This is a genomic window from Rhizobium sp. SVR5-2C (assembly GCF_056755115.1).
In genome coordinates, this window is the sequence record NZ_JBNDHT010000178.1 from 1 (window position 1) to 11,412 (window position 11,412).

Consider the following 11,412-nt stretch of genomic DNA (forward strand, 5'->3'; position numbering starts at 1 on the left):
GTCCGCGGTCTTATCGCTAGTCGAGTTTTCGCCCTGATGTTGCAGCGGCATGGTCTTTTCCGATCGGCGAAGCGCCTGGAACGAGACGCTTATAATAGACGATGGAACTCCGCTTTCAAATCTTCGCGAGCAGCGGCAAGTCGTCACAAAAGAAAACGCCGCACTGAGGCGGCGTTTTCAAGCTAACGGAAGGGTGCCTCAGAACTCTTCCCAGTTCTGCTGGGCAACCGCCGCATTGCCGTTGAAGGCACGCGCGACCGTGTTCATTGCCCGGCGGGCCGGCGAGGCGACCGGGCGGTGTTCTTCGCGGCGTGCAACAGCGACGGACGCTGCGGCAGACGTATTCGACGTCCTGAAGCGCGAGACAAGGCGCACGAGACCGTCTGCTTCCGCCGCCAGCTTGTGCGTCGCTGCAGAGGTCTCCTCGACCATCGCCGCGTTTTGCTGCGTCACCTGATCCATCTGGTTTATGGCGGTATTGACCTCCTTGAGGCCGGTCGACTGTTCCTTGGCCGCGGTTGCGATCGACTGAATGTGATCGTTGATCGCGATGACGCGGCTTTCGATCTCTCCAAGCGCCTCGCCTGTGGCCTGCACCAGCTTCACACCGACATGAACTTCATCGCCGGACTTGGTGATGAGCGCCTTGATGTCCTTGGCGGCCGTCGCCGATCGCTGCGCGAGTTCCCTAACCTCCTGGGCGACGACGGCGAAGCCTTTGCCTGCTTCGCCGGCGCGAGCCGCTTCGACACCGGCGTTCAAGGCCAGCAGGTTGGTCTGGAAGGCGATGTCATCGATCACGTTGATGATCTGGCTAATTTCGCGCGAAGCCTGTTCGATGCGGCCCATGGCGTCGACTGCGTTGCGAACCACGACGCCGGACTTGCCCGCGTTTTCCTTCGCTTCGGAAACCATGACGCTCGCTTCCTGCGCCCGTTCGGTCGAATTGTGCACAACGGCCGTGATCTGGTCGAGAGCGGCGGAGGTCTGCTCGAGGGCGGCCGCCTGCTGTTCCGTGCGCCGGGAGAGATCGTCGCTGGCAACGCGGAGCTCGTTGGTGTTGCCGTTGATCGCCTCGGTCGTCTCGCGGACTTCGCGCATCGTTGCCTGCAGCGTCGCGAAGGTATTGTTGACGTTCTGCTGCAACTCGGCGAATGCGCCCTGGAACTCGCCGCGCATGGTCTGCGTCAGATCGCCATCGGCAAGGCTTGCGATGACGCGGCGGGTTTCGTCGATGCCGGCATCGACGCTTGACAGCAGCGAGTTGATGTTGCCCGCGAACCGATTGAGGTTCTCGTCTTCATAGTCCTTCTCGATGCGGCAGCTGAAATCGCCGGCGGCGGCGGCCGAAACCACGACAGACATGCTGGACTGCAAGTCGTCGCTCTTGGCGCGCATGGCTGCTTCCTGCGCATTCAAGCGCTTGATGGCGAGGCCGTTTTCCTTGAAGACGGCAACGGCGGCAGCCATCTGGCCAATTTCGTCGTTGCGCTCGGCATAGGGCACTTCGGCGTCGAAATTGCCGCTCGCAACTTCGTTGATCGCCGTCGTTACGCGCTTGATGGGACGGCTAAGATGGCTTGCGCCGATGTAGAAGCCCATGCCGAGGCCAGCAGATATGCCGATACCCGTAATGGCGAGCACGAGCCAGAACACCGAGTTGCGGAAAGCTTCGATCTCCGCATCAACCGCCTGCAGTTCGGCCTTGTCGGCCTTTACGATAGCATCAATGTCGGCCTGAAAGGCCTTTCTGTTCGCGCGGTTTGCTTCATTGTTGCCCTGAGCGTTCGCGGCGTCTGGGCTGACCTCGGTGCCGAGACGAGCCGTTTCCGAGCGGAAGGTACGGAATTCCTTGGCGCGAGCGACGAGATTTGCAAAGCTTTCCCTCTGGTCCCCCGGAACCAGTGGCGCCCATGTGGTGATGACATTGTCGATCTCATCGAGATCCGCCATCAGACCTTTGGCGAAGGCGCCGGCATCCTTGGTGTCTTTCGCCACGTAGATCCCGCGCGATTCCATAACCGTTGCGGTCACGAAGCGGTTCAGCCGCTCACCGGCATAGGCACGCTGCGAGGCGCTTTTAAAAGCAGTGAATTTGTTGCTGTATTCATTCATCGCAAGGAGGGCGGTTGCGCCGATGATGATTGCAACTCCTGCCATAATGGTAACGAGTAAATTGATCTTGCCGCGGATATTCAACGCAATGCCCCTCCTGAGCCTGATGAGAGTCTGGAAAGCAGATTCCCAGCCGAGACAAGAGGATCGACTAAATTTCTTAACGCTAGATTTCGAATACTATTGTTTAGAGCTACGAAAAATTATCCATTCTTTTGAGGATACGAGCGAGCCGTTCCTCGAAAAATTGCATGGGCTTGCGGGAAAAATACTTAAGATCGATGATCGCGGAGAACAAACGCGCGAAATGCAACCTTCCGCTGCGTTCTGCCCAATCGTTAATATCAGAGTGCGATTTTTTGCAGGGAGCCAAGTAGCTGACAGGTGAGTTACCTGGCTATAATTGACTTCTCGGAGCTTCATCCGTATAAGCCGCCGCACGTTCGGTCAAATAGGCCTTCGGCCGCGCCCGTTCGAAAACAACGCTCCTTGCAATATGCAAACTCAAGAAGGGCCGCACTCCGCGGTGTTTAAATAAATGAAGCGTACTTACCAACCATCCAAGCTTGTCCGCAAGCGCCGCCACGGCTTCCGTGCGCGCATGGCTACCAAGGGCGGCCGCAAGGTCATCACGGCTCGCCGCGCCCAGGGCCGCAAGCGCCTTTCGGCTTAAGGCCGAGTTGCCCGATAAGAGATGGCGGGCGAATTGACGACCACTAAGAAAAACACTGTAGGGCGGCTGAAAAGCCGCCCACAGTTTCTTGCTGTTCGCAATGGCGAAAAACGCAAGGGCGGCCTCTTCCTGCTCGAGGTTCTCGACCGAAGAGAAGCCGACACCGAAGCCCGCGTCGGCTTCACCGTCACCAAAAAACATGGAAACGCGGTCGAACGGAACCGCATGCGCCGCCGTCTCAAAGAAGCGGTGCGGCTTCATGCGGGGTTTGCAATGCAGCCCGGACACGACTATGTCATTGTCGCGCGACGAGACTGCCTGACGGCGTCCTTCAAGGAATTGAGCGCGGAGATTAAAACGCGCGTCGAAAGCAAGCCGAAACACAAGCGGCAGAATGACGGCCGCGCCAGGAACCTATGATGCAAAACAACCGCAATTATTTCATTGCGATCGCTCTTTCGGTGCTGATCGTTCTCGGCTGGCAGTTTCTTTACATGAATCCGCGCATCGAAGCTCAGCGCAAGGCGCAGGAAGCTCAGAAGGCGCAGCAGACCACAGAGCAGACGCAAAAGCCAGCCGCAGGCGCTCAGCCCGTCCAGACGAACGGCGCCGCCCCGACCGGGCAGGCAGCAGCGCCGGCCTCGCTCGCAGACGCACTTGCCAAGAACCCGCGCGTTACGATCGACACTGCAGCACTTGCAGGTTCGATCAACCTCGTCGGCGCCCGGCTCGATGACCTCAAGCTCAAGGGCTATCACGAGACGGTCGACAAGAGCAGCCCGATCATCAGCCTGTTCAGCCCGTCTGAAACCAAGGACGGCTACTTCGCAGAACTCGGCTATATCGGCGACGATGCCACTGGCAGCGTTCCAGGCCCATCGACTGTCTGGACGGCCCCGGAAGGTGCAAAGCTGACGGAGAAGACGCCGGTCACGCTGACCTACACCAATGACAAGGGCATAACCTTCGCGCGCACGATCTCGGTCGACGAGCACTATATGTTCACCGTCACCGACAAGATCACCAATGCCGGCCAGGCGCCCGCTGCTCTGTCGTCCTATGGCCGCGTCACGCGCTACAACAAGCCGGCAGTCGCTTCGACCTACGTTCTGCACGAAGGCTTCATCGGCGTGATCGGCGACAGCCTGATCGAGAGCAAGTACGCTTCGGTCGAGAAGGAAGCCGTGACGCCTGAAACGGCAACCGGCGGCTGGCTCGGCATCACCGACAAGTACTGGGCCGCGACGATCATCCCACCGCAGCAAACACCCTACGATGCGCGTTTCACGCACTTCACCGATGGCCAGCCGCGCTTCCAGGCCGATTACAAGCAGAACGCGGTGACGGTTGCGCCGGGCCAGTCGCTGGAGCTCAAGAATCTCGTCTTTGCGGGCGCCAAGGAGGTTCCGGTTATCGATGGCTATGAAGCCAAGTACGAGATCCCGCGCTTCGACCGCCTGATCGACTGGGGCTGGTTCTATTTCATCACCAAGCCGATGTTCAAACTGATGGACTTCTTCTTCCGCTACTTCGGCAATTTCGGCGTCGCGATCCTGCTGACGACCATCGTCGTCAAGGCACTCTTCTTCCCGCTCGCGAGCAAGCAGTATGCTTCAATGGCGAACATGAAGCGCATGCAGCCGAAAATGGAAGAGCTCAAGGCCAAGTTCGGTGACGACCGGATGGGCCTGCAGCAGGCAACGATGCAGCTCTACAAGGAAGAGAAGATCAATCCGATCGCCGGCTGCTGGCCGATCGCGCTGCAGATCCCGATCTTCTTCTCGCTCTACAAGGTGATCTACATCACCATCGAAATGCGCCATGCACCGTTCTTCGGCTGGATCAGGGACCTTTCAGCCCCGGACCCAACCACGATCGTCAACCTGTTCGGCCTACTTCCCTTCGACGCGCCCACCTTCCTGCATCTCGGCGTATGGCCGCTGATCATGGGTGTGACGATGTTCGTGCAGATGCGTATGAATCCGACGCCGCCCGATCCCACGCAGGCCATGATCTTCACCTGGATGCCGCTGGTCTTCACCTTCATGCTGGCAAGCTTCCCGGCCGGTCTCGTCATCTACTGGGCCTGGAACAACACGCTTTCGGTCATCCAGCAGTCAGTCATCATGAAGCGGCACGGCGTGAAGATCGAGCTCTTCGACAATCTGAAAGGCCTCTTCAGGCGAAAACCGGCTCCATCGAAATGAGTAAAAGCCCCGCTTCGGCGGGGCTTTTTTATTGCCGCCGGTGCTGCCGACGACGGGCATGCCGTTTGCGTCGTTTGCGGCCAGCGCGCTTGGCCGTTAAATTGACCGACAAAGGGAGGGGCGCAACATGGGCGACAAGCTGACGACGACGGCAGTGGCTGCGGGCATTGCGCCAGCGGGCGAGCGTATCGGTGCCGCGCTTGTCTTTGGCTCTGCCTTCTTCTGGAGCTTCGGCGGCGCGATCGCCCGCTTCCTCCATTTGAACGACGGCTGGACGGTCGTCTTCTGGCGGTCGTTCTTCGGCGCCCTCTTCCTGCTTGGCTTCATGCTCGTGCGCGACGGGCCGCGCGGCACGACGCAGCTCTTCAAGGGCATGGGACTTGCTGGCGTTGCAGTCGGCGTCTGTTTTGCCACGGCCTCCACTTCCTTCATCCTCGCACTCGCCTACACGACCGTCGCCAATGTCGTGCTCAGCCAGGCCAGCGTGCCACTGATCGCGGCGCTGATGGCATGGCTGTTCTTCCGCGAGAGGATCGCCGCCCATACCTGGCTCGCCATCGCGGCGGTGCTCGGGGGCGTAGCCATCATGGTCTCGGCATCGCTCGGCGGCAGTATCTCGATGATCGGCGATGCGCTTGCTATCCTGATCGCCTTTGCCTTTGCCACCGCGACCATCATCACCCGCCGCTTCGCCCATGTGCGCATGACGCCCGCCGCCTTTCTCGGCGCCGTTATTGCAGGCGGCACGGCGGCAAGCCAGGCCTCCGGTCTTGCCGTGACAGCAAGCGAACTTGGCATCCTCATCGTCTTCGGTGCGCTCAATTTCGGCCTTGGCCTTGCGTTGTTCGTCACAGGCGCGCGCCTTATTCCCTCGGCACTTGCCGCCCTGCTCGGCACCGCCGAGACCGTGCTCGGCCCGCTGTGGGTCGCCGTTATTCATGGCGAGGTGCCCGGCGCACGGACGGTAGTTGGCGGCGTCATTGTCCTTACCGCCCTGCTCGGCTACCTCGGCGTCGAGCTCTGGCGACAGCGGCGCGCTTGACTTTCGCGGCCAAAACCCCGAAGCCAGAAATATGACCGGACCGACAGCAGCAGACGAAAAACCACTCTTCGGGCGGCCGTGGATCTTCATCCGCGGCGTGCCTTCCATGAAATTCCTGCCGCCGGAAGGACCGCTCGAGGTCGCATTTGCCGGGCGATCGAATGTCGGCAAGTCGTCGCTCATCAACGCGCTCGTCGGGCACAAGGGCTTGGCGCGCACCTCGAACACGCCCGGCCGGACTCAGGAGCTGAACTATTTCGTACCTGAGGGCTACTCCGGCGAAGGCAGCGACCTGCCGCCGATGGCGCTCGTCGACATGCCCGGCTACGGATACGCTCAGGCGCCAAAAGATCAGGTCGATACCTGGACGAAGCTCGTGTTCGATTATCTGCGCGGCCGCGCAACGCTGAAGCGCGTCTATGTCCTGATCGACAGCCGCCACGGCATCAAGAAGAACGACGAGGAGGTTCTGACGCTTCTCGACAAGGCTGCCGTTTCCTACCAGATCGTTTTGACCAAGACCGACAAGATCAAGCCCCCCGCGGTTATCAAACTGCTCGCGGAAACCGCGGAGAAGATCAAGAAGCGTCCGGCAGCCTATCCGTTTGTCGTCGCGACCTCTTCGGAGAAGAGCGACGGGCTGGACGAGTTGCGCCAGACCATTGCCGAAACGGTCGGGATCCCGAACTGGAAATGAAAAGAGGCGCCCGAAAGGACGCCTCTCCGGCTTCTGACTGCAAATAATTACATCTTCGGCAGAAGCACCTTGTCGATCACGTGGATGACGCCGTTCGACTGCTTGACGTCGGCAATCGTCACATGTGCTGTTCCGCCGTTTTCGTCGGTCAGCGTGATCCAGCCCTTGCTTTCCTTGGCCCTCAGCACGCAGCCGCCAATCGTCTTGATGTCGTGTTCGCCGCCATCGTCCTTGATCATCTTCTCGACGGTCTTCGACATCGCGTCAGCAGCGACGACGTGGCAGGTCAGCACTTTGACGAGCTTATTCTTGTTTTCTGGCTTCAGCAGCGCCTCGACCGTGCCCTTCGGCAGGGCCGCGAAGGCTTCGTTCGTCGGAGCGAAAACGGTGAAGGGGCCTTTGCCTTCGAGCGTGCCAACGAGCCCGCCGGCCTTGACCGCCGCAACCAGGGTCGTGTGATCCTTTGAGTTGACAGCATTTTCGATGATGTTCTTGGTTGGATACATGGGAGCGCCGCCCACCATGGGGGTGGCGGCCTGCGCGGTGAAGGCGATTGCAGACATGGCGGCAAGCGCGGTGGTGCGCAAAGCTGATTTCATCATGATCGTTCTCCTTGCGTCCGGTGCCGGTCGTGCGGAATGCCTCGCCCCTCCCGGACATCGAGATGTACGAAACGATCAAGAAAGAGTTTCAGGGAAGACGATGTTGGTTAGCGGCGGTGCGTGGTGCCGCTGGCGATAACCGGTCCAGTCGGTGCTCCAGTCGGCGAACCGCCAAAAGGTTCAAGACTGATAGCAAGCGTTGCGCCCTCGGCGATATCGCCGCGCTGATTAGGGGGAATGGCAAGCTCGCCGTTTTCACCCGGCGGGAAAACTCCGAGCGACTTTGGAGTGCCGCTTCCCGGCACCAACCAGAGCTCCAAGGACTTCTTGTCAGCCCCGCCGGCAGCAACAGGGACGATGCTCAAGAGGCCGCTTTGGTTGTCAAAGGAAGCAAGCAGATTGACCTTGCCGTTGTCGGCGGACGACAATTCGGCAATCAGCGGCGCCGGCCGCTTCGGCGGCTGAACGGTGCCGGAAGCAAAAATAATGGCGCCAACCGCGACGACCAGCGAAGCGAACGTCAACGAGCGCCAAAAGGCAGCGGAATTCCAAAGCCCGCGCGAGAAGGACCGCTCTGATTCGCCGAAGAGCCGCGCCTCGATCTGCTTATACGTTTCGCGGCCCGGACTTGCGGCCACTTCATATTCGTCGGCGAAAGCTGAAAGGTTCGTTTCCCATCGGCTGACAATCGCGGCAAACTGCCGATCCCTGCGCATCCGCTCTTCAACGACCCTGCGATCCTGATAGGAGAGAACACCAAGCACGTACTCGCCGGCGAGCACCTCGTCGCGGGAGCGGCCTCCCTTGCTTTGATCCGGCGTTGTCATCGCTCCATGCACTCTCTCAGTTTCAAAAGGCTGCGTCGCAGCCATGTGCGCATCGTATTCAGGGGAACGCCAAACTGATCGGCCAGCTCCTGGTAGCTCAGCCCTTCAACATAAGCCTTCCTCACCGCTGCCGCCCGATCAGCTTCCAACTCTTCCATGCAGGTGTCAATCCGCCTTCCTTCATCTGATAGGACGGCCTGCTTTTCGGGGTCGAGGCCGGAATCGGGAAGGTCATACTCAGTGTCCAACTCGTCGGCGACTGGCTTTCGCGCCCTCAGGGTGTCGATCGCCTGGTTGCGGGCGATCGACGCAAGCCAGGAAGACGGAGCGCCTTGACCGGCAACGAACCCCTTGGAGCGCTGCCAGACCTTTACATAGACCTCCTGCAATGCTTCCTCGGCTTCCACGCGATCCTGCAAGATACGCAGACATATTGAGAAGAGTTTCGGGCTCGTCTCGTTGTAGAGGTCCCTGAAAGCCTTCCGGTCAGCCATGGCCACGCGAGCAATCAGTTCTCCGATTCCATCGCTCGTCATACCCGCAGTCCATCTACTTTACACTGTTCTAAATAAAGGTGCGCTGTTCAAATTGACAAGGGGATAGCAACTAATACGGAGCGCATTATTCCCTCTGTCAAAAACTTGAGATAAAAGGCCGCGATCCATTCTGCGGGGTATGCCATGAGTCAGTCCGAAAGCGAAACCCAAGCACGCCTTCTCGCACAGGCGCTGCCTTTCATGCAGCGTTACGAGAACAAGACCATCGTCGTAAAATATGGTGGCCATGCCATGGGCAATCCCGAGCTCGGCAAGGCTTTTGCCAGCGATATCGCCCTTTTGAAACAATCCGGCGTGAACCCGATCGTCGTCCACGGCGGCGGTCCGCAGATCGGCGCGATGCTGACGAAGATGGGCATCGAATCCAAGTTCGAGGGCGGCCTTCGGGTGACGGACGCCAAGACGGTTGAAATCGTCGAAATGGTCCTTGCCGGTTCGATCAACAAGGAAATCGTGGCTCTTATCAACCAGACCGGCGAATGGGCGATCGGCCTTTGCGGCAAGGACGGCAACATGGTCTTTGCCGAAAAGGCGCGCAAGGTTGTCAAGGATCCGGATTCCAACATCGAACGCGTGCTCGATCTCGGCTTCGTCGGCGAGGTGGTCGAAGTCGACCGCACCCTCCTCGATCTGCTCGCCCGTTCAGAGATGATCCCGGTGATCGCCCCGGTCGCTCCCGGCCGCGACGGCGCGACCTATAACATCAACGCCGACACCTTCGCTGGCGCCATCGCCGGCGCGCTGCACGCTACACGCCTGCTCTTCCTCACAGACGTGCCGGGCGTGCTCGACAAGCAGGGCAACCTGATCAAGGAGCTGTCCGTCTCCGAAGCGCGTGGGCTGATCGCCGACGGCACGATTTCCGGCGGCATGATTCCGAAGGTGGAAACCTGCATCGAAGCGATCAAGGCGGGCGTCCAGGGCGTCGTCATCCTGAACGGCAAGACCGCCCATTCCGTGCTGCTCGAAATCTTCACCGAGCATGGTGCGGGTACGCTGATCGTGCCTTGAGCCTTTGCTTTACGCAATTCCGGACGGAAAACTGCTTTACACTTTTCCTCGAATTGCTTTAGCTCGCGGCGGCATAGACCGCCGCGGCCGCCTCTTTCAGCTTTTCCATCATCGCCCGATAGGGCCCCGGTCCATAGCTGACGCGGCTGACGCCAAGCCTTGCGAGCGTCCTCACATCCGGCGCGCCCGGTCTCATCATGATGTTGACGGGTAGGGTTGACGCGCCGCAAATCTTCTCGATCAACGCTGGATCAATAAGCCACGGCACGAAGAAGCCACTCGCACCGGCTGCAGCGTAAGCCCTGCCGCGCTCGATTGCTTCGTCCACCAATCCCGCATGCCTCGACTGGTCGCCTTCGCGCAGGAAGAGATCGGTGCGGGCGTTAATGAAGAACGGGATACCCCTTCCCTCAGCCATCTCGCGAATGGCGCGGATGCGGACCGCCTGATTCTCGACCGGATGCAACCCGTTGCCGCCAACCACCTGATCTTCGAAATTGATGCCGACGGCACCGACTTCAATCAGCTTGGCGACGTTGGCGGCGGCTCCCGGGGGCTCGGTCGAGTAGGCGCCTTCAAAATCAACCGAGAGAGGCAGGTCGCAGACGGCGGTGATCGAGCGCACCGTTGCAACAAGGGCTTCCAGCGGGATCTTCTCGCCGTCGGCATAGCCCTGGGCCGCGGCAACCGACCAACTGCCGGTCGCAAGCGCCTTTGCTCCGGCATCCGTCACGGCCTTCGCCGTTCCTGCATCCCAGATGTTGTAGAGGATGACAGGATCGCCCTTCCGGTGCAGCGCCCCGAACGCCTTCGCCTTTTCCGCCTGGTTCATGATGCCTCCTCCATGGCGGGCAGTTGCGCCCGCATCTTCGCTTCGTGTTTCAGGAGCCACTGCTTGCGCCAGAGCCCGCCGCCATAGCCGGTCAGCGAGCCGTCGGCGCCGATCAGCCGGTGGCAGGGAATGACGATCGCGATCTGGTTGGCGCCGTTGGCTCGGCCGACTGCGCGCACGATCTGCGGATTTTCCATGTCGCGGGCGATATCGCCATAGGCGCGCGTCTCGCCCGGCGGGATGCGCATGAGGCGCGACCAGATCTCCCGCTCGAAAGCCGTGCCGAAGCCGAGCGCCAGCGGCGTTTCAAATCCCATCGACCGGCCCTCGAAATAGGCCTTGAGCTCAGCCTCGATCCGGTCGATCGCCGGCGTTCTCCCCGCGGCGACGGTCGAGCGCGTCTTGCGCTGCAGATCCTCAAGCTCCTTCGGCAGCGCCTTGCGGTCGTGGAATTCCAGGAGATGCAGATGCGTGCGGTCGGCGACGGCCACCATCTGTCCGAGCGGCGTGTCGAACCAGTCGGCGAAGAGCAGTTCGCGGTGCTGCGCCATCACCGGTGCCGTGCCGATCATGCGCTGGAAGGCGGCGCGAAAACTGCTGGCGGATTCATACCCGGCCTCCAGCTGGGCATCGATCACACGAGCACCTTCCGCCAGCTGCTTGGCCGCCAGCCCCAGCCGCCGGTAGCGGGCGATGTCGAGGAAGGTCATGCCGAGCGACCGCTTGAAGGCGCGGCGCACCGTCGAGGGGTCGTAGCCGAGGCGGATGAGATCCTCCTCCGTCCACCGCGCCATCGGCTCGCGGTCGAGGGATTTCAAGAGCTCATCGACGATCGGTTCGCGCCCGGCC

12 protein-coding genes are annotated in these 11,412 nt (G+C 60.5%); 6 read left to right on the plus strand and 6 right to left on the minus strand.

The features are described from left to right. Positions 1-198: 198 nt before the first annotated feature. Complete coding sequence (locus ACPYOI_RS31985; RefSeq protein WP_481416001.1) at positions 199-2,199, minus strand: methyl-accepting chemotaxis protein; 2,001 nt, start codon at positions 2,197-2,199, stop codon at positions 199-201. A 454-nt stretch (positions 2,200-2,653) separates the two neighbouring features. Between ACPYOI_RS31985 and rpmH the strand changes: the two genes are divergently transcribed. The 5 genes from rpmH to yihA all read left to right on the plus strand — a co-directional run bounded on the left by rpmH (position 2,654) and on the right by yihA (position 6,734). Continuing rightward, positions 2,654-2,788, plus strand: a complete 135-nt coding sequence (rpmH, locus tag ACPYOI_RS31990) for a 50S ribosomal protein L34 (protein ID WP_168828152.1) — start codon at positions 2,654-2,656, stop codon at positions 2,786-2,788. Between the two features lie 21 nt (positions 2,789-2,809). Next, positions 2,810-3,208, plus strand: coding sequence for a ribonuclease P protein component (rnpA, locus tag ACPYOI_RS31995; RefSeq protein WP_481416002.1), 399 nt, complete (start codon positions 2,810-2,812; stop codon positions 3,206-3,208). After that, the gene (gene yidC, locus ACPYOI_RS32000) at positions 3,208-4,995 is read left to right on the plus strand and encodes a membrane protein insertase YidC (RefSeq protein ID WP_481423871.1); all 1,788 of its coding nucleotides are present in this window, start codon (positions 3,208-3,210) and stop codon (positions 4,993-4,995) included. The genes rnpA and yidC overlap by 1 nt, the downstream gene beginning before the upstream one ends. Positions 4,996-5,134: 139 nt before the next feature. Continuing rightward, on the plus strand, positions 5,135-6,037 hold the full coding sequence (locus ACPYOI_RS32005; protein ID WP_481416027.1) for a DMT family transporter: 903 nt from the start codon (positions 5,135-5,137) through the stop codon (positions 6,035-6,037). A gap of 31 nt (positions 6,038-6,068) precedes the next feature. Beyond that, positions 6,069-6,734: a ribosome biogenesis GTP-binding protein YihA/YsxC gene (gene yihA, locus ACPYOI_RS32010; RefSeq protein ID WP_481416004.1), complete on the plus strand. Its 666-nt coding sequence runs from the start codon at positions 6,069-6,071 to the stop codon at positions 6,732-6,734. A 47-nt stretch (positions 6,735-6,781) separates the two neighbouring features. Here yihA and ACPYOI_RS32015 read toward each other — a convergent pair whose 3' ends face one another. The 3 genes from ACPYOI_RS32015 to ACPYOI_RS32025 all read right to left on the minus strand — a co-directional run bounded on the left by ACPYOI_RS32015 (position 6,782) and on the right by ACPYOI_RS32025 (position 8,699). Further along, the gene (locus ACPYOI_RS32015; RefSeq protein ID WP_481416005.1) at positions 6,782-7,336 is read right to left on the minus strand and encodes a fasciclin domain-containing protein; all 555 of its coding nucleotides are present in this window, start codon (positions 7,334-7,336) and stop codon (positions 6,782-6,784) included. Between the two features lie 107 nt (positions 7,337-7,443). Next, positions 7,444-8,163: an anti-sigma factor gene (locus ACPYOI_RS32020; RefSeq protein ID WP_481416006.1), complete on the minus strand. Its 720-nt coding sequence runs from the start codon at positions 8,161-8,163 to the stop codon at positions 7,444-7,446. Then, positions 8,160-8,699, minus strand: coding sequence for a sigma-70 family RNA polymerase sigma factor (locus tag ACPYOI_RS32025; protein WP_481416007.1), 540 nt, complete (start codon positions 8,697-8,699; stop codon positions 8,160-8,162). Before ACPYOI_RS32025 ends, ACPYOI_RS32020 begins: the two co-directional genes overlap by 4 nt. A 144-nt stretch (positions 8,700-8,843) precedes the next feature. Here ACPYOI_RS32025 and argB point away from each other — a divergent pair, with 144 nt between their 5' ends. Continuing rightward, positions 8,844-9,731, plus strand: a complete 888-nt coding sequence (gene argB, locus ACPYOI_RS32030) for an acetylglutamate kinase (RefSeq protein WP_168828144.1) — start codon at positions 8,844-8,846, stop codon at positions 9,729-9,731. 58 nt (positions 9,732-9,789) lie between these two features. On the opposite strand, the gene ACPYOI_RS32035 is transcribed toward argB, so the two are convergent. Together ACPYOI_RS32035 and ACPYOI_RS32040 are read right to left on the minus strand one after the other, a co-directional pair. After that, entirely contained in the window at positions 9,790-10,563 is a 774-nt protein-coding gene (locus ACPYOI_RS32035) for an isocitrate lyase/PEP mutase family protein (protein WP_481416008.1), read from the minus strand. After that, the coding region (locus tag ACPYOI_RS32040; protein WP_481423872.1) for a bifunctional transcriptional activator/DNA repair enzyme AdaA at positions 10,560-11,412 on the minus strand (853 nt) is incomplete at its 5' end. The genes ACPYOI_RS32040 and ACPYOI_RS32035, both read right to left, overlap by 4 nt.

Bases quoted from the DNA above. Each gene is read 5' to 3' on its own strand.
- ACPYOI_RS32025 (WP_481416007.1), bottom strand. From the start codon at position 8,699: ATGACGAGCGATGGAATCGGAGAACTGATTGCTCGCGTGGCCATGGCT.
- yihA (WP_481416004.1), top strand. From the start codon at position 6,069: ATGACCGGACCGACAGCAGCAGACGAAAAACCACTCTTCGGGCGGCCG.
- rnpA (WP_481416002.1), top strand. From the start codon at position 2,810: ATGGCGGGCGAATTGACGACCACTAAGAAAAACACTGTAGGGCGGCTG.
- yidC (WP_481423871.1), top strand. From the start codon at position 3,208: ATGCAAAACAACCGCAATTATTTCATTGCGATCGCTCTTTCGGTGCTG.
- ACPYOI_RS32035 (WP_481416008.1), bottom strand. From the start codon at position 10,563: ATGAACCAGGCGGAAAAGGCGAAGGCGTTCGGGGCGCTGCACCGGAAG.
- rpmH (WP_168828152.1), top strand. From the start codon at position 2,654: ATGAAGCGTACTTACCAACCATCCAAGCTTGTCCGCAAGCGCCGCCAC.
- ACPYOI_RS32015 (WP_481416005.1), bottom strand. From the start codon at position 7,336: ATGATGAAATCAGCTTTGCGCACCACCGCGCTTGCCGCCATGTCTGCA.
- argB (WP_168828144.1), top strand. From the start codon at position 8,844: ATGAGTCAGTCCGAAAGCGAAACCCAAGCACGCCTTCTCGCACAGGCG.
- ACPYOI_RS32020 (WP_481416006.1), bottom strand. From the start codon at position 8,163: ATGACAACGCCGGATCAAAGCAAGGGAGGCCGCTCCCGCGACGAGGTG.